Here is a 23,168-nt window from a genome sequence, read left to right as displayed (position 1 = left end):
AATGACACTACATGAAATTGCTAATAAAATTTTACAGATGAATAAAATAGGTATTACATTTCATGTTTCTCCCGATGGTGATGCTGCTGGCAGCGTTCTATCGTTATGTCAAGCTTTAAGAAAAATTGGTAAGGAAGCTTATATGATATCGAAAGATGCGATATCATATAATTTAAGCTTCCTTCCTTTTTCTAATATGCTAAATGGAGAATGTGTAAAACCTAAGGATGGTACAGATTGTGTCATAATACTTGATTGTGGCAATAAAGAAAGAATTTCAGCAGAACTTGATAACTTTGAAGGAACTGTTATAAATATAGATCATCATATGTCAAATGATCTTTACGGTGATTTTAATTATCTTGATGTTAATGCTGCTGCTACAGCAGAAATAATATATGAGCTTATAAACCTATTAAAGGCTCCAATAGATAGCGATATAGCAAGATGCTTATATACTTCTTTAGTTACAGATACCGGTTCTTTTAGACATTCTAATGCCACTACTACTACACATATAATTGCATCAGAACTTCTGAAATTCAATATTTCTCATTCAGATATTCACAGTAATATATTTGACAATAAGCCATATGAAAAGTTGAAATTAACAGGTTATGTGCTTAGTAACACAGAGCTTATGTTTAATGGAAAACTTGCAGTTATGGAGATAAGTAAAGAGATATTAGAAAAACTAAATATGATCTTAGATGATTCGTCTGATATTATTTCACAAGGACTTCAGATAAGAGGCGTGGAAGGCTCTGTTTTATTTAGAGAAGTAGACGGCGGTGTAAAAGTGAGTCTAAGATCTAAGAAGTATTTGAATGTAAATAAAGTGGCCTCTGTTTTTGGTGGTGGAGGACATGTAAGGGCCTCAGGAATAACAATGAAGGATATATCTTTAGAAGAGGCAAAAAAATTAGTTTTAAATCAAATTAAAGAAGAGATATAGATATGAATGGGATAATAAATATAAATAAGAGCACAGGGATGACTTCTTTTGATGTGGTTAGGAAAGTAAGATTTTTAACCAAGGAGAAAAAGGTCGGACATACAGGAACCCTTGATCCTGAAGCTTCAGGGGTTCTTCCTGTTTGCATGGGAAAAGCAACTAAGATAATAGATTATATTATGGAAAATCAAAAGTCATACAGAGTAACCTTTAAGCTAGGCGTTATAACAGATACATATGATTTAGAAGGAACTATTATAAAAACTTCTCCAACTGACCATATTAAGGAAGAAGAAGTTGCTGAGGTAATATCTAAATTTGTAGGCGAGATAGAACAAGTTCCGCCAATGTATTCAGCACTTAAAGTAAACGGAAAGCGATTGTATGAACTTGCTAGGCAGGGTAAAGAAATTGAGCGACAAGCAAGAAAAATTTTTATTTACGATATAGCTAATATAGAGATAAAATTGCCTTTTGTATCGATGGATGTAACTTGTTCTAAAGGGACTTATATAAGAAGCTTATGTTTTGATATAGGAGAACAGCTAAAGGTTGGTGCTGTAATGACTGCATTATGTAGAACAGCTAATGGTGCATTTACTTTAGAGAATGGTGTTACGCTAGAGGAGTTAGAGAAATCTAATATAAGTGATTATATTATTTCAATAGAAGAAGCACTAAAGTTTTATGATAGTATTACAGTTAATGATAAGTTTGCTAAGCTATTAATTAATGGTGTAAGAGTGAGTGACAATAGTATGGTTAAAGAAAAACTTGACTTTGATAGGTTATATAGAGTATATAGTAAAGAGAAGTCTTTAATTGGGCTAGGTAAAATGAATAGGGATGGCTTTAAGTTAGAAAAATTATTATTAGATTAGAGGTACAAAGATGATAATTATTGATGAAAATAGCAAAATCTCTTTAGAAAAAGCTTCTTATATAGCTCTAGGAAGTTTTGATGGTTTACATTTAGGTCACTTAAGCTTAATAAGTAAAACCATAGAGCTAGCTAAGAAGAACCATTGTTCTAGCATGGTATATACTTTTAGGAATCATCCATTAACAGTTGTGAATAAGGAAAGGGCTCCTAAGTTACTTCTTGATAATGAAACAAAGCTTGAAATTCTTGAGAAACTTGGTATTGATGTTGCATGCCTTGTGAATTTTAATGAGAACTTTATGAAGATAGAGCCTGAAGCTTTTATAGAACAACTCCTAACCAACTATAATGCAAAGGGTATTATTGTTGGATTTAATTATAGATTTGGCTTTAAAAATAAGGGGGATGTGGAGCTTCTAAAAACTCTAAGTAAAAAGTATGGATTTGAACTTCATATAATGGGTGCATTAATGAATGAAGAAAATATAATAAGCAGTACTAAGATTAGAAACCTTCTAGCTGAAGGAGACTTAGACAGCGCAAATGCATTGTTAACTAGACCCTACGTTCTTAGAGGTAAGGTTGTATTAGGAAAACAGTTAGGCAGAAAGTTAGGTTTTCCTACTGCCAATATAGAAGTTGATTCAAATGCTGTTTTACCTAAGATAGGAGTTTATTATACTAACACGATTTATAAGAGTAAATTGTTTAAAAGTATAACTTCAGTTGGTTATAATCCTACTGTAGATGGAAAGAATATTACTATAGAAACTTATATTTTAAACTTTAATAAAAGCATATATGGTGATGAATTAAAAGTATATTTCCTAGAGAGAATAAGAGATGAAGAGAAGTTTGATAGTCTAGAAGCGTTAACGCAACAATTGAAAAGTGACAAAAATTTTGCAGAATCGAGAAAAAAACTAAAGGGATTGTAAAAAAATTCATTTACAACGAAAATCAGTTCTGCTATAATACGTTTGAGAACCTAATCCTAAGATCAAAGGTTTGCCATCTTTTTCTTGGAACTAGGGGATAATTTTGGAGGTGTATACAATGGATAAGGCAAGAAAACAAGAAATTATTGCTCAACACGCAAGACATGAAGGAGATACTGGTTCACCAGAAGTGCAAATAGCACTATTAACTGAGAGAATCAACTACTTAACTGAACATTTAAAGGTTCATAAAAAGGATCACCATTCAAGAAGAGGTCTTCTAATGATGGTTGGTCAAAGAAGAGGTCTTTTAAACTACCTATCTTCTCAAGATATCGAAAGATACAGAGCAATAATCGGAAAATTAGGTATAAGAGGTTAATCTGATAAGAGCGGTTATACCGCTCTATTATTTTACTCTCTACAAAATTGTAAAATTTTAAGTAAATAATGAATAATTTCTTAAGATTTAAAGAGAAAATAATATATATTAGTCTATAAAAACCTTCTTATACAAATCCTCAGAAGAAAATACACGTAAAATAATTTATAAAAAGTGTATTGGACAAATTTTACTCTTAAATCAACTGCGTTTTTTATAAATCAGTGAATAACTATGCTGTATTATATTTAAAATAGTTATGACATAAGAGTAAAATCAAAAAATCCGCCTTTAGCTTTAGTTTTAAACTTTTTAAAGGCAGATTAGAAAATACTAATGAAACTCGCTTTAGCGATTTTTAAACAATTTAAAGTAAAGTTTTACATAAGTAACCGGAAGGAGGTATTAACACATGAACCATTTTCATGAAACCACTGTAGCTGGTAGAAAAATGAAAGTAGAATTTGGAAAGATTGGAATGCTTTCTGATGCTGCTATTCTTATGAGTTATGGTGATACAGTAATATTAACAAATGCAAATGCTTCAGAAGCACCAAGACAGGGGATTGACTTCTTTCCTCTAAGTGTAGAGTATGAAGAAAGATTATATGCAGTAGGAAAAATACCTGGAGGATTTATCAAGAGAGAGGGTAAGCCTTCAGAAAAAGCAATTCTAAATGGTAGAGCTGTCGATAGACCGCTTAGACCACTTTTCCCAAAAGGATATAGAAATGACGTACAAGTAGTTTGTACAGTAGTTTCTGTAGAGAATGATAACCTTCCAGAAATTCTTGCGATAAATGCAGCTTCAACTGCTCTTTGTCTATCAAGTATCCCATTTACAACTCCAGTAGCTGCAGTACAAGTAGGTTTAATTGGTGATGAGTTTATACTTAACCCAACATCAAAACAAAGAGAAGAAAGTATATTATTCTTAACTGTATGTGCAACTAAAGATAGAGTTATGATGATAGAAGCTGGCGGTCATGAAATACCAGAAGAAACTATGATCAATGCTATTAACTTTGGTTTTGAAGCATGTAAAGGTATAGTTGCATTCCAAGAAGAAGCAATGAAGCTTTATGGAAAAGAAAAGAAGGAACCTTTAATATATAAGGTTGATGCTGATTTAGAAAAGACAGTACGTGAATACTCTTTTGAGATGATAAAGAAGGCTATGTACATTATTGATAAGAACGAAAGAAATGTAGAAATGGATGAAGTTAAGAAGAGTGTAATAGATCATTTTGCTGAAATTTATCCTGACAACATGTCTGATGTTAACGATGTTGTATATAGAATTCAAAAAGAAATCGTAAGAGATATGCTTTTACATGAAAGAAGACGTCCTGATGGAAGAGCTTTTGATCAAGTAAGACCAATAAACTGTGAAGTAGGAGTTTTGCCAAGAACTCATGGAACTGGTATATTTACTAGAGGTCTTACACAAGTTATGACTGTAGCTACTTTAGGTGCTATAGGAGATGTTCAGATTTTAGATGGTATTGGAGAAGAAGAATCTAAAAGATATATGCATCACTATAACTTCCCTTCTTACAGCGTTGGTGAAGTTAGACCTTTAAGAGGGCCAGGTAGAAGAGAAATAGGCCATGGTGCTTTAGCAGAAAGAGCTTTAGAGCCACTTATACCATCAGAAGAAGAGTTCCCATACACAATAAGATTAGTTTCAGAAGTTTTAAGTTCTAATGGTTCTACATCACAAGCATCTGTATGTGGATCAACATTAGCTTTATTAGATGCAGGAGTTCCAATTAAGAGACCAGCAGCTGGTATAGCTATGGGATTGATAACTTCAGAAGACTTATCAGAAGAAGAAGTTTTAACTGATATACAAGGTATCGAAGATTTCTTTGGAGATATGGACTTTAAGGTTGCAGGAACAGAACAAGGTATAACTTCTATTCAAGTTGATACTAAGATAGCTGGGTTATCAGAATACTGTATAAGAACAGCTATATATGATGCTAGAAAAGCAAGACTTGGAATTCTTGAAAAGATAAAGGAATGTATACCAGGCCCTAGAGAAGAAGTTTCATTATATGCTCCTAAGACTTCTGCTATACAAATTGATCCAGATAAGATTAGAGACGTAATCGGAGCTGGTGGAAAAGTAATTAATAAGATAATTGCTGACACTGGTGTTAAGATAGATATAAAAGATGATGGTAAGGTTTTTGTATCTTCTTCAGATCATGAAGGTGTTAAAGAAGCATTAAAGATAATAGATGGACTTACTCGTGAAGTAAAAGCAGGCGAAATTTATCTAGGTAAGGTTGTTAAGATAGCTCAATTTGGAGCTTTTGTTGAAATACTACCTAATAAAGAAGGTTTGGTTCACATTTCTAAACTAGATGTAAGTAGAGTAAATAAGGTTGAAGATATTGTATCTGTTGGTGATGAAATATTAGTAAAGGTTACTGATATAGATAATCAAGGAAGAATAAACCTATCTAGAAAAGATGCTATAGCAGAATCACAAGAAGAAAAGCCAAAAGAATAAATATGAAAGGGCAACTTAAAAATTGCCTTTTTATTCTTATATTCAAAAAATCACTAATGAAAGTCGCATTAGCGATTTTTTCATTTTAAAAACTATATTAATAGATGTAGCAAATTAGTATATAACATATAATTAAAAGCACAATATAATCGAAAGACTAAAAAAATATATCGCCTTGAAGGATGTTTTTCAATGAACTTGAAAAGGCGGATTCGCAGAAAATTCTTTAAAGTAGCACCTTTATAGAATTTTTTATTATAAGGAGGTATTTTTATGTATAATCTGTACACATTATCCAATGGCCTAAGAGTTGTAACAGAATATATAGATCACGTTGACTCTATAAGCATAGGATTACATGTTGAAAATGGGTCAAGAAATGAAAATCTAAATAATAATGGTATCTCACATTTTATAGAACATATGATGTTCAAAGGTACAAAAAACAGAAGTGCTAAGAAGATAGCAGAGGATATTGAGAATGTAGGAGGCCAAATAAATGCATATACAAGTAAAGAGTCTACTTGTTATTATTTTAAAGCGCTTTCTACTCATGCAGAACTATGTTTAGAAGTGTTATCTGATATGATGTTCAATTCTAAATTTAGTGAAGAAGATATTCAAAAAGAACAGGGAGTTGTTGTTGAAGAAATAAATATGGGTGAAGATACTCCAGAAGATGTACTTTCTGATATTCATGCTAAAGCTGCTTTTGGTGATGATTCATTATCCTATCCAATATTAGGAACACCTGATACAGTAAGGTCTTTTAACAGAGAAATTATAACAAAATATATAGAGTCACACTATACACCTAAAAATTCTGTATTATCAATCTGTGGGAAATTCAATTATAAAGAACTTATAAAGTTAGTAGAATATTATTTTGGTAACTGGTCTGTGAAAAGAGACATTGTAACTGAGTATTCTACTCCAAGCTTAATGAATAATTTTGTCAGTGCAGAAAAAGATATTGAACAACTTCACATAAACTTAGGCTTAAAAGGGGTTCCAATTGGTGAAGATAATGGGTATAATTTAATAGTTCTTAATAATATCTTAGGTGGTGGAGCCTCCTCTTTACTTTTTCAAAAGATTCGTGAAGAAATGGGAGTTTGTTATTCGGTATACTCATATCCTTTGTCATATAAAAATGTTGGAATGATGAACATTTATGTAGGACTTAACCCGGTGTATGCTGAGCAGACACTTCAAGCAATAAATGAAGAATTGCAGCTTTTTATGACAAAAGGAATAACCAAAGAGCAACTAGATATTAATAAAGAAAAGATAAAAGCAAATTATGTTCTAGGCCTAGAAAGCACTAGCAGTAGGATGTTCAGCAATGGTAAATCAGTACTGTTTTTAAATAAGATAAATAAGCCAGAAGATATAATAAGCAAAATTGATAGAATAAACTTTGAAACTGTACATAGCATGCTTGAAGAATGCTTCAAGCCTGGAATTATAAACGGAGCTTTTGTCGGAAAAGAAATTGATTTAGATACATTGTCCACGCTAGCACAAAAAGATATAGCTGCATACAATACTAGTGAAGGAAATATCTAAGCATAAAATCCTCCTTGGTATCATAACTTGATGTTAAGGAGGTGTGCTATCATGAGTGACAATATTAAGTATTTATCTGAGATGGAAAGATATGAAATAATAAACGTCAATGATGGAGAAAAGTACAATTCTTTATCAAGCAATGATATAGTTATAGATGATGAAGGAAAATTAAAATTTCTTATCATTAATATTAATATATCAAAGTTTAGCCTATTTGGTGGAGATGAATTCCTTGAGATACCATGGGATTATGTAAAAAAGATAGGCGCGAAAACAATTATTCTTGACGTTGAAGAGGAAATGATTAAAAGAACTAAGCTTTAACAAAGGAGTGATATTTTGAAAATCATCATACAAAAGTTTGGTGGAACTTCAGTATCTACATCTGAAAGAAGAGAACAAGTCATCGAAAAAATTAAAGAAGCAATAAACAAAGGGTATTCACCTGTTGTTGTAGTTTCTGCTATGGGCAGAAAAGGTGATCCTTATGCCACAGACACACTACTTTCACTATTAAATAGTGATTTTAAAAAAGCAAACAAGCTTACAACAGATATGTTGATGTGTTGTGGAGAAATAATTAGTTCTACAGTATTATGCCAGGAGCTGTATATAAATAATATTAAAGCTACTCCTTTAACTGGAGGACAAGCTGGTATAATAACTAATAGCGATTTTTCTAATGCCCGTTTATTAGATGTAGATACAAAGAGAATTCTACATTTATTAAACGAAGGTATAGTGCCTGTAGTTTGCGGATTCCAAGGGATGGATAGCGAAGGCAATTTTACTACCATAGGAAGAGGTGGAAGTGACACTTCAGCATCTATATTAGGTGTGGCTCTTAAAAGTGAGCAGATAGAAATATTCACTGACGTGGATGGAATTATGACTGCTGATCCAAGAATAGTAGAAGATGCTAATTTAATAGATAAGATTAGCTATAACGAAGTCTTTCAGTTTGCAGATCAAGGAGCCAAAGTTATACATCCAAGAGCTGTTGAAATAGCTATGAGAGGCAATATACCTCTTGTAATAAGAAATACTATGTCTAAGTGCAAAGGTACAGTTATTGACAATGTTGGTGATAGCAGCGATCCTCGTATTTTAACTGGTATTACTCACATGTCTGGAAGAATTCAAGTGACTATAACTGAGTCAGACAACGAAAATAAAAATGAATATAAGAAGGTATTGGATACCCTAGCTGAAAATAAGATAAGTTTAGATCTTATAAATATATTTCCTAAAGAAAAAATATTTACAATAGATTCAGAAGACTTAACAAAGCTGGAGACAATATTAAAAGATAGAAGTATTGTTTATCATTTGGTTAAAGAATGTAGTAAAATTTCTTTAATAGGTTCTAGAATGAAGGGAATTCCTGGAGTAATGGCAAAGATAATAAGAACCTTAGATGATAATAATATAGAAGTACTTCAAACAGCAGATTCTCACGCTACTATATGGTGCTTAATACATTCCTTCGATGTTGAAAAAGCAATTAATGTACTTCATAAAGCTTTTATGTAAATAATTGAATAAATGATTACTCTCTTGTACAAAATATAGTAGTACAGGAGGAATGATCATGAGCGAAATAAAAAATGAAGAAAAAAGAACAGATGATAAAATTGAATCCATAAAGGAACTTGGCAATACGAATTCTACTCAAGATGTGCAGCAAAGAATTCATATATTATCTATAATTGGTCAGATAGAGGGGCATGGTGTATTACCTCCGCAAACAAAGACCACTAAATATGAGCATGTAATACCTCAGTTAATAGAAATGGAGCAAAATGATAAAGTAGAAGGTATTTTAACCATTTTGAATACTGTTGGTGGTGATGTAGAAGCTGGGCTTGCTATATCTGAGATGATAAGAAGTCTGAGCAAACCTACTGTATCTCTAGTAATAGGTGGAGGACACTCTATAGGCGTTCCATTAGCAACTGCCTCTGATTACTCATTTATATCACCTTCTGCTACAATGATACTACATCCTATAAGAATGAATGGATTAATACTTGGAGTTCCTCAGACCTTTAAGTATTTTAATAAAATGCAGGAGCGTATAAATGAATTTATAGTAAGAACCTCTAATATAAACAAAGAAACCCTTAGAACTCTTATGCTTCAAACTGATGAGCTTTTGAATGATATGGGAACTATTTTAGTAGGTAAGGAAGCAGTGGACTATGGGCTTATAGATGAAGTTGGGGGTATAAAAGAGGCACTTGACAAATTGAACTCAATGATAGATAGTGTAAATAAACCATAGGTAAATCCTATGGTTTATTTATGGTTTTTGGAGGAAATTTAGCTCTGTGTGTAGAAGTAGTAAAAGGGGTGAAGAATATGGCAAAGAAGAAAACTTCAAGTAAAAAAAATCAGAAAAAGAAGAACTCAGATATTACTGGAATAATACTATTAGCTATAAGTTTGGTATTAGCTATAAGTATATATACGGATGCAGCTGGGTATCTTTCATATTTTTCTAAGTATTTTTTTACATCAGCAATTGGAATAGGTACTTTTATATTGCCTTTATATATGATTTATTTATCAATAATATATATAAAATCTAAAGGAAGTATAATACTTTCTAAAACTTTTATAATTTTAACTGCCGGTATAATAAATTCATTAATATTTATACAAGTTATTTCAATAAGCAACTATTACGATAGTACTAGCTTTACCAACTCTTTAAAAGCTATAATTGGTTCTAAAAGCTATTTTCACAGTGGAGTTATTGGCTTTTCTATAACCTTGCCTATATATAGATTAATAGGTACAATAGGTACATTTATTATTAATATAGCTGTATACGTAATACTTTTTATTGTTGGCTTTGATTTTTCTTTAGATTCAATAAACATGAATATTAGGCTGTTACCAGAGAAAAAGGATAAGAATGTTGAAAAGTCTAATAAAGTAGAGACTAAAGAAGAATTCCTTGTACTTGAGGAAAAAAATAATGATCAAAATGAATTCATAAATGGAATAAATAATAAAATAAAAATATTGGACTTTATGAAGAATGCATCTATTCATGAAGAAGTGGTGTCAGAAAGTGCTCCAACAAAAGTTGAAATAACAGATACTACTGCTAATAGTAATAGAACTTCAGATAAGAAAAAAGCTTTAGATAACGAAGTTAAAGAGGATGTAAATAAAGAGTTAACAGAGAGACTGTTATCTTCAGAGGAAACTGAATATAAAATTCCTTCCACTGAGCTTTTAAATGTAAATTCTGCATCAAAACTAAAGAAAGAAGATAAAAAAGACTTACTTCAAAACGTAACTAAATTAGAGGATACTTTAAATAGTTTTGGAGTAGAGGCGAAAATTGTACAAGTAACAAAAGGGCCTTCAGTAACAAGATTTGAGTTACAGCCTAGTGCTGGAGTAAAAGTAAGTAAGATTGTCAATTTATCTGATGATATAGCTTTAGGACTTGCAGCCAATGGTGTAAGAATAGAGGCACCTATTCCAGGAAAAGCAGCGGTAGGAATAGAGGTGCCAAACAAGGAACTTACTCCAGTGTTTCTTAGGGAAGTTTTGGATTCTGATGAATTCATAAATTCAAAAAGCAATTTGGCTTTTGCACTTGGAAAGGATATAGCTGGTAAGTCAATCGTAGCAGATTTGAGTAAGATGCCTCACTTATTAATTGCAGGGGCTACAGGATCTGGTAAGAGTGTATGTATAAATACTTTGATAATAAGTATTCTATACAAATATTCTCCAGCGGAAGTTAAGCTTTTAATGGTGGATCCTAAGGTTGTTGAATTGAATGTATATAATGGAATTCCACAACTATTAATTCCAGTAGTAACTGACCCTAAAAAAGCTGCGGCAGCATTAAACTGGGCAGTAAATGAGATGACTAGAAGATATAAATTATTTGCTGATAGCGGTGTAAGAAATATAGAATCGTATAATAACTTATTTGACAAGGGAATCATTACAGAGAAGCTACCTTGGATAGTAATAATTGTTGATGAGCTTGCAGATCTTATGATGGCTTGCCCTAATGATGTGGAAGATTATATAGCAAGACTAGCGCAGATGGCTAGAGCTGCAGGTATGCATCTTGTCATTGCAACACAGAGACCTTCTGTAGATGTCATCACAGGAGTTATTAAGGCTAATATTCCGTCTAGAATATCCTTTGCTGTTTCTAGTCAGATTGACTCAAGAACCATACTAGACTCTTCTGGAGCTGAAAAATTATTAGGAAAAGGGGATATGCTTTTCTACCCTGTGGGAGAGGCAAAACCTGTAAGAATTCAAGGAGCATTTATCTCAGAGGAAGAAGTGGAGCAGGTGGTTAATTTCATAAAGGGTACGTCAGAAGAAACAACTTATGAAACTGAGATAATAGATCATATAAATAGCGAGGTTACTTCTTCTTCAAATACGGCAAATCCAGATGATGGAGATGAACTCTTAGAGGAAGCTATAAGAATAGTAGTTGAAACTGGTCAAGCATCTACCTCCTTCCTTCAGAGAAAGCTTAGGGTAGGATTTAATAGGGCTGCAAGAATTATGGAACAGCTAGAAGAAAATAATATTATATCGCCAAAGGATGGAAGTAAGCCAAGGCAAGTACTTATAACTAAGGAAGAACTTGAGAATATGTAGAAAAAATACTTGTTTTAATGGTAAAACAGTTTTAAAATTAATTTGTATTATTTATTATATTGTATTGAACACAGGAGGAATTACGTTGACGAAATATAAGGTGGGCTTGATAAGCCTAGGATGCGACAAAAATAGAGTTGATTCTGAAATTATGCTGGGTAAGCTAAAAAGAGATTACGAATTAACTAATGACCCTAAATCTGCAGATATAATTATAGTTAATACTTGTGGCTTTATAGAAAAAGCTAAACAAGAGTCTATTGATACAATATTAGAAATGGCAGAATATAAAAATAAATATAACTGTAGGTTGCTTATCGCCACAGGTTGCTTAACTCAAAGATATGGAAGTGAGCTTACTGAGCTTATGCCTGAGATTGACATTATGCTTGGAGTTAATGATTATAATAAAATCGATGAGCTTATAAATTCTTTCATTAACAGTGAAAAATCAAAAATAACTAAATTGGAATACAGCAATATAAACATTAATGAAGGTGATAGAGTTATTACAACTGATAAAGCTACTGCTTACATAAGAATATCAGAAGGCTGTGATAATTTCTGTACTTACTGTATTATACCTAAAATAAGGGGTAAATATAGAAGCAGACAGTTAGAAAGTATAGTAGAAGAGGCTAAAAAGTTAGCTCTTAATGGAGTTAAAGAACTTATTCTTATTGGTCAAGATACAACTAGATATGGTATTGATTTATATGATGCAAACAAACTCCATGTATTAATGAATGAATTAAGTAAAATAGATGGTATTCAATGGATAAGAGTGCTTTATTGCTATCCTGAAGAGATATATGATGAATTGATAGACGAAATTGCATCAAATCCTAAGGTATGCAAATATTTAGATTTACCTATACAGCATATAAGTGATAATATATTAAAGGCTATGGGAAGAAAAACTACAAAACAAGCAATTATAGATAAGATTAATCTTTTAAGACAAAAAGTTGATGGAATAACTTTAAGAACATCGCTTATAGTAGGATTTCCAGGTGAAACAGATGAAGATTTTAGTGAATTAAAAAATTTCTTAAAAGAATATAAATTAGACAAAGTTGGGGTGTTTAAATATTCTAAAGAAGAAGGAACAGCAGCTTATGCAATGCCAAATCATGTTGATGAGGAAGTTAAAGCTAAAAGAGAAGATCTTCTTATGCTTACTCAAATGGAAGTTTCAGAAGCTATCAACAAAGAAAAGATTGGCAATGTATATGATGTTTTAGTAGAACAACTAGAAGAAGGAAGTTATTTAGGAAGATCTTATGAAATGGCTCCTGAAATAGATGGTAATATTATAATCAATGCTGTGAATAATGAACTAAATATTGGTGACATACTGAAAGTTAAAATTGTTGATTCTACTGAATATGATTTGTTAGGGGTTGTTTATAATGAATCTTGCAAATAGACTTACTATAATCAGGATATTCTTGGTGCCTATTTTTTTGGTTTTTATAGCCTTTAGAGATTTAACATATAGCACTTTTATAGCTACTTTTATATTTGTATTAGCTTCATTAACTGATAAATTAGATGGATACATAGCTAGAAGTAGAAATCAAATTACTAGATTTGGTAAGTTTATGGATCCTTTAGCAGATAAGCTTTTGGTTACATCAGCACTTATATCCTTAGTTGAATTGCATGTGGTACCAAGCTGGGCTGCAGTTATAATAATAGCTAGAGAGTTTGCGGTATCTGGACTAAGAACTATTGCAGCAGCTGATGGTACTGTTATCGCTTCTAGCTGGTGGGGAAAAATAAAAACTGTAATTCAGATTATTGCAATAATATTGCTTTTATTAAAAGTTAATATTGGATCTTCTAAATACTTAACGAATTTAGTCACTGATAATAGTTTTATGAATAAGTTTTTTGATATAGCGCCAACAGTATCTTTGTATTTAGCGGTAATTGTAACAATACTTTCTGGAATAGATTATTTTGTTAAGAATAAAGCTGCTATTAATACAGAAAAATAGGTTTAACATTCATGTAAAAGGTAATAATTTAAATATGTAAGTATTTGCCACTTCTTTATGGAAATTACTTTTTAATTTCTTTACTTTTAAGAATTAAAAAAATGTAAATTCTATACTGAAGTGGTACATCTATATTTTGATAACAATAAAATCATTATTTCCTAAATTATTTTTTTGCTTTATAATTCATGTGAAGATTCAGAGTTTATTTTCAATTGATATATGGTTTGTTTTTAATAAGTTGTATTTAACTATAACTTAGTATAACAGTAAAGTATTACTTAAATTAAAAAACTATATTGATGTTGACTTATAAAATAAAGTAATTTATAATAAATATAGAACAAACGTTCGTTAGAGAGGATGTGTTTATCAATGGGTATTGATATGGAAAAACTTAAGGCCATAGAATCAGCTATGGGACAGATAGAAAAACAATTTGGAAAAGGCTCAATAATGAAATTAGGTGAGCATAGTACTTTAAATTTAGATGTGATTTCAACAGGATGCTTAGACTTAGACATAGCTTTAGGAATTGGTGGAGTGCCTAGAGGTAGAATAATAGAAATATATGGGCCAGAAAGTTCAGGTAAAACTACTGTTGCTTTAAACATAGCTGCAGAAGCACAAAGAGTTGGTGGGGCTGTAGCATACATAGATGCAGAACATGCTTTAGATCCAAGCTATGCTAAAACTATAGGTGTTGACATAGATAATCTAGTTGTATCTCAACCAGATACTGGTGAGCAGGCGTTAGAAATTACAGAAGCCTTAGTTAGATCTGGTGCAGTAGATGTAGTAGTTATTGACTCTGTTGCAGCCTTAGTTCCAAGAGCAGAAATAGAAGGAGAGATGGGTGATTCACACGTTGGATTACAAGCTAGACTTATGTCTCAAGCTCTTAGAAAATTAGCAGGAACTATAAATAAGTCAAAATGTGTAGTTGTATTCATTAACCAATTAAGAGAAAAAGTTGGTGTAATGTTTGGGAATCCTGAAACTACAACTGGTGGTAGAGCTCTTAAGTTCTATGCTTCTGTTAGAATGGATATAAGAAGAATTGATTCTATAAAGCAAGGCGAAGGTGTTGTAGGAAGCAGAACAAGAGTTAAGATAGTTAAAAATAAAGTTGCACCCCCATTTAAGCAAGCTGAATTTGATATTATGTATGCAGAAGGCATATCGAAGACAGGTAACTTAGTTGATGTAGGTGTTAAGGATGAAATAATACAGAAAAGTGGTGCATGGTTCGCTTATGGTGATGTAAGATTAGGCCAAGGAAGAGAAAATGCAAAGCAATTCCTTAAGGATAATCCTGAAATAGCATCTGAGATAGAAAATAAAATTAGAGCGAAGTATGAGTTGCCAATATATAGTGAAGCTAAAGCAGAAACAAAAGCAGAAAAAAAACAAGCTAAAGCTAACGAAGAGCAAAAATAAATCGCTTATGCGATTTATTTTTTTGTTATAAAATACGAACAATTGAGAATAATAATATATAGATAATATTAAATTGTTTATATAACGCTTTAATCTATCAACTTGACATAATTTTAAAATTAATATAAAATAATAACAAATACTGGTTTATCATATTCATTTGTTTACAGTCTGAATTTAATATGACACCTTACTAAGCCTTCATATTTACTAATAATATAAATTGCTAAAATAGTGCGAAGGAGGTGTTATGATGCATTACATTATTGAAATTATAGTTTGTGTACTAGTTTTAATAGTGCTAGGAATTGTTGAGTATTCAGTAATAAAAAATACTTTTAAACGTAGAATGTCCAGTTTAGAACAGGAAGCTGAAGCTAATTTGGAAAACGCTAAAAGAGAGGCTGAAGCTCTAAAAAAAGAATCGATTTTGGAAGCTAAGGAAGAAGTTCATAAATTAAGAAATGATTTTGAAAAAGAATCCCGTGAAAGAAGAAATGAAATTCAACGTCTAGAGAGAAGAATGATACAAAGAGAAGAATCTCTAGATAAAAAAAGTGATGCTTTAGAGAAGAAAGATGAGGGCCTTAACAAAAAGATACAAGAGGTTCATCAATTGGAAGACAGTGTACATGAATTATACACAAAGCAGCGCGAAGAGCTAGAAAGGATATCAAACCTATCTAGTGAAGAAGCAAGACAAATTCTTCTTGACGAAATTAGTAAAGAAATCAAACATGATGCTGCTATAATGATTAAAGAAGTTGAAACAAAAGCCAAAGAAGAAGCTGATAAGAAGGCAAGAGAAATAATTACAACAGCAATACAAAGATGTGCCGCTGATCACGTTTCAGAATCTACTGTACATGTAGTAGCTCTACCAAATGACGAAATGAAGGGCAGAATTATAGGTAGGGAAGGTAGAAATATTAGAACTTTAGAGACATTGACAGGAGTTGATTTAATAATTGATGATACTCCAGAAGCAGTAATACTATCAAGTTTTGATCCAATTCGTAGAGAAGTAGCGCGAATTGCTCTAGAAAAATTAATTGTAGATGGTAGAATTCACCCAGCTAGAATAGAAGAAATGGTAGAAAGAGCGACTAAGGATGTGGAAAATGATATTAAGGAAGAGGGAGAACAAGCTACCTTCGAAACCGGAGTACATGGACTACACCCAGAATTAATTAGACTTCTAGGTAGATTAAAGTACAGAACTAGTTATGGCCAAAATGTGTTGAAACATTCAATAGAGGTTTCATATTTGGCTGGGCTAATGGCATCTGAATTAGGTTTAGATGTTACATTATCAAGAAGAGCAGGATTGTTACATGATATCGGCAAAGCTGTAGATCAAGAGTATGAAGGACCTCATGCCTTAATTGGTGGAGACTTAGCTAAGAGATATCACGAATCTCCGATAGTAGTAAATGCTATTGCAGCTCATCATGGTGATGTTGAGATGATGTCACTTGAAGCAGTGCTAGTTCAAGCAGCTGATGCAATTTCAGCAGCTAGACCAGGAGCAAGAAGAGAAACCTTAGAGGCTTATATTAAGAGATTAGAAAAGCTCGAAGAAATTGCAAATTCATACGAAGGTGTAGAAAAGTCATATGCCATTCAAGCTGGAAGAGAGATTAGAATTATGGTTAAACCAGATCAAGTTGATGATGCAGGGTCCATTGAAATGGCAAGGAATATTGTAAAGAACATAGAAGAACAATTAGAATATCCTGGACAGATTAAAATAAATGTTATTAGAGAAACCCGTGCAGTTGACTATGCTAAATAAGTACAAAATACATTTTGTGAAAGCAAAATGTATTTTTTTTTATTATTTATGTTAACTACAATATTTTCTTCTTGCTCAGTGGGAAAGGCAGATGTGCAAAAATAGCTAAAGAATGTCGCTTTATCTATTTTCAGGATAATAGAATATTACATGGATGCTAAAAATCGCATAAAATATGATGAAAAAGTATATAAAATACATTTATAATAATAAAAAAAAATAAAAAATAAAAAAAATTATAAAAAAGAAGGTTTTTCCTAATATGTGTAGAATATATATAGAGTAAAAGATTATTAGAGCTTATGTAAACGATATCGTTAATTTCTAGGAGGTTATGTAATAATGGAAGTATTAAAAGTATCAACTAAATCTAACCCTAACTCTGTGGCAGGAGCTTTAGCTGCTATAATAAAAGAAAAAAATATCGTAGAAATACAAGCTGTAGGAGCTGGAGCTATAAACCAAGCTGTAAAAGCTATTGCTATTGCTAGAGGCTTTGTTGCTCCTAGTGGAAAAGATATAGTATGTGTACCAGCTTTCACAGATATTCAAATCGATGGAGAAGAAAGAACAGCAATAAAATTAATAGTTCAACCAAGATAAAAATAAAGAGAGCTTTTGAACAATGAATGGATTTTCATGTACAATAGCTCTTTTTGTATACGATTTAATAAAGTATAATTATTAAATTAAATTTTTACCAAAGGACAACCTTATCTATAAAATTATATAGATAAGGTTGTTTTTGCGTGTGGCAATAATGCCTTTAATCTAATGGGAGAAATTGCTCTAATAGCTTATTAAAAATATAAAGTTTATTAATAAGTTGACCATATATATTTAAATATTATTATTCTATTTAAATGAAATCAATCTAATTAATGGCTTTTGAATCGAAGTAAATCTGGTGGTATAATTAAAGATATATTATGTTTGTAATATAATAAAGATGTATATAAGGGGTGGGGCAATGACAGGAAAATGTGGTTTCTGCAGTATCCCTCTTGATTTCGATTTTACCTTTGCATATCAACCTATAGTAAATACAAAGAAAAATTCTATATTTGCTTATGAAGCATTGGTTAGAGGAATTAACGGAGAGTCTGCGTATTCTGTATTATCACAAGTTACAGAAGAGTTGAAGTACAGTTTTGATCAAAAGTGTAGGTATAAAGCAATAGAGCTTGCGTCTAAGTTAGATTGTGATTCTTATTTATCTATTAATTTTATGCCTAGAGCGGTTTATAAACCTGAAATTTGTATAAGTTCTACATTAGAATCTGCTAAAAAGTTTGATTTTCCTTTGAATAATATAATTTTTGAAGTATCTGAGCAAGAAAAAACTGATGAGTTTGAACATATAGCAGAGATTTTTAAATCATATAAGGGAATGGGATTTAAAACTGCAATCGATGATTTTGGAGCAGGAAATTCAGGTTTGTTATTATTAGCTAAATTTGTACCTGATATAATAAAACTTGATCGTGAACTAGTGAAGGACATACATAAGGATGATGTTAAATATAAAATAGTGGCTAACATAGTAAAAATGTGTAGAGACTTAGGTGTATTAATAATAGCAGAAGGAATAGAACAAGCTGAAGAAGTTGAAGTATTGACTTCCGTAGGAATAGACTTGATACAAGGATATTATTTTTCTAAACCGATTCTTGAGACTTTACCTAAGATTATATTTTAATGTGATGTTAAAGTTATCTTAGTTAAGATAATTTTTATAGTTTGTACCAAAATCAAAACAGCGTCTAAATTTTTTAGATGCTGTTTCGATTTATAATCTAGTGGTATTCTAGTTATATATAAATGTAACGACATTTTTAATATACATATCTATTTATATAATTGCATCACAATAGATTATTTTTCTTGTATACCATAATTGTGGTATGGGCCATAGCTCTCAACTTTATTAAAATGCTCACAGGTTGAAAGAAAATGTACTATAATTTCTGACTTATCAAGTTCTGGATAAGTGTTGAAAAGCTGACTATCACCATACCTTATTGCTTCTATTGCGAGAGGAAGTTCTTTTCTAAAAATATAGTCTCTTATAGCGGTTAATATAGGATTTAAGTCTTTAGATACAACTAAGTATATGTGAAAATATAGTTCGTTATTTTTCTTTATCCATTCCCCTAACACTTCATCTTTAGTAGAATTGGTTTTATCATAAGCATAGTTTAGGCCAATGGTTAAAAATAGTTCAGCAGTTATATCTGAGTGAGTAAGAGTATAACGTCTTCCTATGATTGGTGCTACAGTGGTAACACCATCTCTAAATTCTACAAAAAGTTTCTCTGGATTTAATTTTGACATTGCTTTACCTCAACAATATTTCTCTTAGGATTATATTATGTGATATAAGTAGGTTTGTTTAAATAATTTAGCATATGAGTTCTAAAAAGTGTTTTAACTAAAGGATTTTCTGTATTGATTTGGAGTGCACTTTTCGTACTCTTTGAATTTTTTTATAAAGTAGCTAAAGTTTTCAAAACCAACTTCATAGCATATGTCAGATATTTTCTTATCAACGTTTTTAATTAGCTTTGTTGCTTGTTCTATTCTGTATTGGTTTATAAAATCAACAGGAGTTTTACCAGTGTTAGCCTTGAAAAATCTACAAAAGTATTGAGGATTCATGCTAACTTCTTTGGCTAGATCTTGGGTGTAGATCTTGTCTGCATAATTTTTTTGTATGTAGTTTAAGACTCTTTTTAAAATAGTGATTTTATAGCTTATAGCTGATGTGTAGGTAGATTCATTTATAAGGAAGTCGCCATCTCTAGCTATAATTGAAAATATTTTATATAGGGATGCTTTTATAGCAATCTCCCATCCAAAATATTTTTCGTTGTAAGCCTCTAGTATTTCCTTAATTTCATAAATAACTTTTTTCCCCCAATTTGTATTAGTATCTATACTGGTAGGAAATCTATAGTACCCCGACAGTAGTGGATTTAAGTAGTTTAATTGACAGGAATCGTCATGCTCACTATTTAAGAAATTTAGATCAAATAATAAAGCATGATGTATACAATCACCATTGCCAATAGTGTGTGCTGAGTGAAGTTGGCCACTATTTATTATTATAAATTCACCTTCTGAAACTTTTGTAGGGATTGTATCAATAGTATATACTAAAGAACCTTTTTCTACGTATATTATCTCAACTTCATTATGCCAATGAAGATATAGGGTAAAGTTACTCCAAATATGATTATAGGAGTAAAAGGGTATGACAGCTTCTCCTCGATCCACAGTTTCTCTTAATGTACCTTTTTCTGTTTCCATCACAAATACCTTTCTTATGTCAAAATAGTGTTATTTATAGTTAAAATAGAGCAAGTATTACAAGTAAAAAATATATATACTATTAATATAAGGTTTACATAATAAATTGACAAGTGCTATAGGAGGATTAATTATGTTTGGAAAGCTAGTAAATCATAGAGTAGAAAAAAATAAAATATATTTGGATTTTGAGAACAATAAAGGAATAGTAGAAGTTATAAATCCAGTAGTGATTAATATATTTTCTCCGTTAAAATACCAGAAGCATTATTCAAGAGCTATTGAGGAGCTTAATATAGAAGAATGTAGTATTGCAGTTGAAAATAAGACTTCGTATTTAGAGATAAAAACAAATCATCTAATGGTTAAGGTATACGATGATTTTAAGGTGGATTTCTATAAAATCGATGGAACAATATTATGCGAAGATTTAAGAGAAGAAAGAAGACCTTTTTTAAGAAGAGGCACTGTAAGTGTAGCTGAAGATGAAGGGCATAACGTTGAGAAGGATTTTGATAGACACAAAATTGAAGTAGTAAAGAAAATGTTTGGTGACGAAAAGTTTTATGGACTTGGAGAAAAAACTGGTCATTTAAATAAGAGAGGTTGCTATTATGAAATGTGGAATACTGATGATCCATCTCCGCATGTAGAAAGTCATAAATCCTTGTATAAGTCCATACCGTTTTTTATCAATCTAAGAGAAGATAGTGTATTTGGAATATTCTTTGACAATACATTTAAGTCTTATTTTGATATGGGCAAAGAGAACTCAGAATATTATTATTTTGGTGCTGATGATGGTAACCTTGATTACTATTTTATAGGTGGAGAATGTGTTAAAGATATACTTGCAAATTATACAGAGCTTACTGGAAAGACACCTTTACCACAAATGTGGACACTTGGATTTCATCAAAGCAGGTGGTCTTACTCACCAGAAAGCAGGGTAAAAGAAATAGCGAAAAACTTTAGAGAAAAAGATATACCATGTGATACTATTCATCTAGATATTGATTATATGGACAATTTTAAAGTATTTACTTGGGATAAAAATAGATTTCCAGATGAGAAGAAAGCCTTAGATGAACTAAAAGAAGATGGCTTTAAGATAGTTACAATAATCGACCCAGGTGTTAAAAAAGAAAAGAACTATCATATCTACGAAGAAGGATTGAAAAATGACTACTTTGCGACAGATAAGGATGGAATAACTTATGTGAATAAAGTATGGCCAGGAAACTCAGTATTTCCTGATTTCTCTGATGCAGATACTAGAAGCTGGTGGGCAGAAAATCAAAGGATAATGCTTGAATCAGGGGTATCAGGTATATGGAATGACATGAATGAGCCTGCGAGCTTTAACGGGCCGTTACCAGATGATGTTCAGTTCAAAAATGAAGGAAGAAATACAGATCATAGAGAGATTCATAATGTTTATGGTCACCTTATGTCTAAAGCAACTTTTGAAGGAATAAAGAAATATAGTGGGAAAAGACCGTTTGTTATCACCAGGGCAGCTTATGCTGGAACTCAGAAGTACTCAACTGTTTGGACTGGCGATAATCAAAGTTTCTGGGAACACTTAAGGATGTCTGTTCCTATGCTTTTAAACTTAAGTATTAGCGGAATAAGTTTCTGTGGTACGGATGTAGGAGGATTTAGCTTTGATTGTACACCGGAATTGTTATCAAGATGGGTACAGGTCGGATGCTTTACACCACTATTTAGAAATCATTCAGGAAGTTATACAAGAGATCAAGAGCCTTGGGCTTTCGATGATCAGACCCTTGATATAAACAGAAAATATATAAAGCTTAGATACAAGCTTTTACCATATATATATGATTTAATGTGGAGTGGAGAGCATAGTGGTTTACCTGTAATGAGACCATTACTGCTTCATTATGAAAAGGATAAAGAAGTTCACCAGATTAATGATGAATTCTTATTTGGAGAAAATATATTGGTAGCGCCTATACTAGAGCAAGGAAAAACCGTGAGAACAGTATATCTACCAGAAGGTAAGTGGATAGATTATTGGACTAAAGAAGTGTTAGAGGGAGGAACTTATGTAATTAAGAAAGCACCTCTTGATATTTGCCCAATATATATGAAAGCCGGTTCTATAATTCCAAACTTTCCAGAACAAAGTTATGTTGGAGAAAAGGAAATAGATCAATTAACCCTTGATATTTATCCAGGTGATGTAAGTTATTCTCATTTTGTTGATGATAAGGAAAGCTATAATTATAGGAATGGTGAATATACTTTATATGAATTTATGATGAATTATGGAAAAGAAACTGTTATTAATGTAAATATTAAGCAAAATGCATTTAAAGGATATGAGACCTTTAAGATAGCTTATAATGGAGCTTCAGTAAAGGAAGTGTACTTTAATGATAGCAAGTTAGAATTTACAAAGAGAGACTGTGGTGTAGAATTTGTTATTCCAGCTGAACAAGGAACAATCAAAATTAGATAAAATTAGTTAGATAATATAAAACACTAGGAAGCTTATATATACCTCCTAGTGTTTTATTAAGTTACAGCTGTATCACTTCGTATTATAATTTATATTTTTAATACTAATCTCTGAAGCCAGAGGAGTTTTAAGAATAGATTTCTGATCGAAGTGGTACATCTTTATATACAAAAGCTTTATATATGTGATAGAATTTATAAAAATACTTAAATATATAAACTTCATTTAT

The 23,168-nt window shown here is 31.4% G+C and carries 19 protein-coding genes; 17 read left to right on the top strand and 2 right to left on the bottom strand.

The features are described 5' to 3' along the window. The first annotated feature begins 1 nt into the window (after nt 1). The 16 genes from GXK57_RS10610 to GXK57_RS10535 all read left to right on the top strand — a co-directional run bounded on the left by GXK57_RS10610 (nt 2) and on the right by GXK57_RS10535 (nt 18,841). Nucleotides 2–955 carry a bifunctional oligoribonuclease/PAP phosphatase NrnA gene (locus tag GXK57_RS10610; protein WP_160675588.1) on the top strand — a complete coding sequence of 318 codons (954 nt, stop codon included), beginning with the start codon at nt 2–4 and terminating at the stop codon, nt 953–955. A 2-nt stretch (nt 956–957) separates the two neighbouring features. Next, nucleotides 958–1,836 carry a tRNA pseudouridine(55) synthase TruB gene (gene truB / locus GXK57_RS10605; RefSeq protein WP_160675585.1) on the top strand — a complete coding sequence of 293 codons (879 nt, stop codon included), beginning with the start codon at nt 958–960 and terminating at the stop codon, nt 1,834–1,836. 10 nt (nt 1,837–1,846) lie between these two features. After that, entirely contained in the window at nt 1,847–2,776 is a 930-nt protein-coding gene (locus GXK57_RS10600) for a bifunctional riboflavin kinase/FAD synthetase (RefSeq protein WP_160675582.1), read from the top strand. Between the two features lie 118 nt (nt 2,777–2,894). Further along, nucleotides 2,895–3,158 carry a 30S ribosomal protein S15 gene (rpsO, locus tag GXK57_RS10595; protein ID WP_128213928.1) on the top strand — a complete coding sequence of 88 codons (264 nt, stop codon included), beginning with the start codon at nt 2,895–2,897 and terminating at the stop codon, nt 3,156–3,158. Between the two features lie 412 nt (nt 3,159–3,570). Further along, complete coding sequence (locus tag GXK57_RS10590) at nt 3,571–5,679, top strand: polyribonucleotide nucleotidyltransferase (RefSeq protein WP_160675579.1); 2,109 nt, start codon at nt 3,571–3,573, stop codon at nt 5,677–5,679. 273 nt (nt 5,680–5,952) lie between these two features. Next, entirely contained in the window at nt 5,953–7,248 is a 1,296-nt protein-coding gene (locus GXK57_RS10585; protein ID WP_160675576.1) for a pitrilysin family protein, read from the top strand. A gap of 51 nt (nt 7,249–7,299) precedes the next feature. Further along, nucleotides 7,300–7,575 carry a YlmC/YmxH family sporulation protein gene (locus tag GXK57_RS10580; protein ID WP_128213925.1) on the top strand — a complete coding sequence of 92 codons (276 nt, stop codon included), beginning with the start codon at nt 7,300–7,302 and terminating at the stop codon, nt 7,573–7,575. Nucleotides 7,576–7,590: 15 nt separating this feature from the next. Further along, the gene (gene dapG / locus GXK57_RS10575) at nt 7,591–8,784 is read left to right on the top strand and encodes an aspartate kinase (RefSeq protein WP_160675573.1); all 1,194 of its coding nucleotides are present in this window, start codon (nt 7,591–7,593) and stop codon (nt 8,782–8,784) included. Nucleotides 8,785–8,836: 52 nt separating this feature from the next. Next, complete coding sequence (locus GXK57_RS10570) at nt 8,837–9,535, top strand: ClpP family protease (protein WP_160675570.1); 699 nt, start codon at nt 8,837–8,839, stop codon at nt 9,533–9,535. Between the two features lie 77 nt (nt 9,536–9,612). Further along, complete coding sequence (locus GXK57_RS10565) at nt 9,613–11,904, top strand: DNA translocase FtsK (protein WP_160675567.1); 2,292 nt, start codon at nt 9,613–9,615, stop codon at nt 11,902–11,904. A gap of 85 nt (nt 11,905–11,989) precedes the next feature. Then, nucleotides 11,990–13,333, top strand: coding sequence for a 30S ribosomal protein S12 methylthiotransferase RimO (gene rimO / locus GXK57_RS10560; protein ID WP_160675564.1), 1,344 nt, complete (start codon nt 11,990–11,992; stop codon nt 13,331–13,333). Continuing rightward, on the top strand, nt 13,317–13,907 hold the full coding sequence (gene pgsA, locus GXK57_RS10555; protein WP_160675561.1) for a CDP-diacylglycerol--glycerol-3-phosphate 3-phosphatidyltransferase: 591 nt from the start codon (nt 13,317–13,319) through the stop codon (nt 13,905–13,907). The genes rimO and pgsA overlap by 17 nt, the downstream gene beginning before the upstream one ends. 375 nt (nt 13,908–14,282) lie before the next feature. Then, nucleotides 14,283–15,347: a recombinase RecA gene (recA, locus tag GXK57_RS10550; protein ID WP_160675558.1), complete on the top strand. Its 1,065-nt coding sequence runs from the start codon at nt 14,283–14,285 to the stop codon at nt 15,345–15,347. Between the two features lie 253 nt (nt 15,348–15,600). Next, entirely contained in the window at nt 15,601–17,142 is a 1,542-nt protein-coding gene (gene rny / locus GXK57_RS10545; RefSeq protein ID WP_202127710.1) for a ribonuclease Y, read from the top strand. A gap of 342 nt (nt 17,143–17,484) precedes the next feature. After that, the gene (locus GXK57_RS10540; protein WP_072991331.1) at nt 17,485–17,745 is read left to right on the top strand and encodes a stage V sporulation protein S; all 261 of its coding nucleotides are present in this window, start codon (nt 17,485–17,487) and stop codon (nt 17,743–17,745) included. A gap of 367 nt (nt 17,746–18,112) precedes the next feature. After that, nucleotides 18,113–18,841, top strand: a complete 729-nt coding sequence (locus GXK57_RS10535) for an EAL domain-containing protein (protein WP_202127707.1) — start codon at nt 18,113–18,115, stop codon at nt 18,839–18,841. A 176-nt stretch (nt 18,842–19,017) separates the two neighbouring features. Here the strand turns inward: GXK57_RS10535 and GXK57_RS10530 are convergent, their stop codons facing one another. Beyond that, nucleotides 19,018–19,476, bottom strand: a complete 459-nt coding sequence (locus GXK57_RS10530) for a staygreen family protein (RefSeq protein ID WP_160675549.1) — start codon at nt 19,474–19,476, stop codon at nt 19,018–19,020. Nucleotides 19,477–19,569: 93 nt separating this feature from the next. Then, the gene (locus tag GXK57_RS10525) at nt 19,570–20,451 is read right to left on the bottom strand and encodes an AraC family transcriptional regulator (RefSeq protein ID WP_160675546.1); all 882 of its coding nucleotides are present in this window, start codon (nt 20,449–20,451) and stop codon (nt 19,570–19,572) included. Between the two features lie 133 nt (nt 20,452–20,584). On the opposite strand from GXK57_RS10525, the gene GXK57_RS10520 reads away from it, so the two are divergent. Then, the gene (locus tag GXK57_RS10520) at nt 20,585–22,939 is read left to right on the top strand and encodes a glycoside hydrolase family 31 protein (RefSeq protein WP_160675543.1); all 2,355 of its coding nucleotides are present in this window, start codon (nt 20,585–20,587) and stop codon (nt 22,937–22,939) included. Nucleotides 22,940–23,168 lie beyond the last annotated feature (229 nt).

The organism is Clostridium sp. C8-1-8, from assembly GCF_009928445.1.
Lineage (GTDB): Bacteria > Bacillota > Clostridia > Clostridiales > Clostridiaceae > Clostridium_AR.
Note: the sequence above shows the minus strand (reverse complement) of the source record. Positions and strands in the feature narration are given on the sequence as shown.

Coding starts and splice junctions, on each gene's coding strand:
- GXK57_RS10610 (WP_160675588.1), top strand. CDS start 2: ATGACACTACATGAAATTGCTAATAAAATTTTACAGATGAATAAAATA.
- truB (WP_160675585.1), top strand. CDS start 958: ATGAATGGGATAATAAATATAAATAAGAGCACAGGGATGACTTCTTTT.
- GXK57_RS10600 (WP_160675582.1), top strand. CDS start 1,847: ATGATAATTATTGATGAAAATAGCAAAATCTCTTTAGAAAAAGCTTCT.
- rpsO (WP_128213928.1), top strand. CDS start 2,895: ATGGATAAGGCAAGAAAACAAGAAATTATTGCTCAACACGCAAGACAT.
- GXK57_RS10590 (WP_160675579.1), top strand. CDS start 3,571: ATGAACCATTTTCATGAAACCACTGTAGCTGGTAGAAAAATGAAAGTA.
- GXK57_RS10585 (WP_160675576.1), top strand. CDS start 5,953: ATGTATAATCTGTACACATTATCCAATGGCCTAAGAGTTGTAACAGAA.
- GXK57_RS10580 (WP_128213925.1), top strand. CDS start 7,300: ATGAGTGACAATATTAAGTATTTATCTGAGATGGAAAGATATGAAATA.
- GXK57_RS10570 (WP_160675570.1), top strand. CDS start 8,837: ATGATCATGAGCGAAATAAAAAATGAAGAAAAAAGAACAGATGATAAA.
- GXK57_RS10565 (WP_160675567.1), top strand. CDS start 9,613: ATGGCAAAGAAGAAAACTTCAAGTAAAAAAAATCAGAAAAAGAAGAAC.
- pgsA (WP_160675561.1), top strand. CDS start 13,317: ATGAATCTTGCAAATAGACTTACTATAATCAGGATATTCTTGGTGCCT.
- recA (WP_160675558.1), top strand. CDS start 14,283: ATGGGTATTGATATGGAAAAACTTAAGGCCATAGAATCAGCTATGGGA.
- rny (WP_202127710.1), top strand. CDS start 15,601: ATGCATTACATTATTGAAATTATAGTTTGTGTACTAGTTTTAATAGTG.
- GXK57_RS10540 (WP_072991331.1), top strand. CDS start 17,485: ATGGAAGTATTAAAAGTATCAACTAAATCTAACCCTAACTCTGTGGCA.
- GXK57_RS10535 (WP_202127707.1), top strand. CDS start 18,113: ATGACAGGAAAATGTGGTTTCTGCAGTATCCCTCTTGATTTCGATTTT.
- GXK57_RS10530 (WP_160675549.1), bottom strand. CDS start 19,476: ATGTCAAAATTAAATCCAGAGAAACTTTTTGTAGAATTTAGAGATGGT.
- GXK57_RS10525 (WP_160675546.1), bottom strand. CDS start 20,451: ATGGAAACAGAAAAAGGTACATTAAGAGAAACTGTGGATCGAGGAGAA.
- GXK57_RS10520 (WP_160675543.1), top strand. CDS start 20,585: ATGTTTGGAAAGCTAGTAAATCATAGAGTAGAAAAAAATAAAATATAT.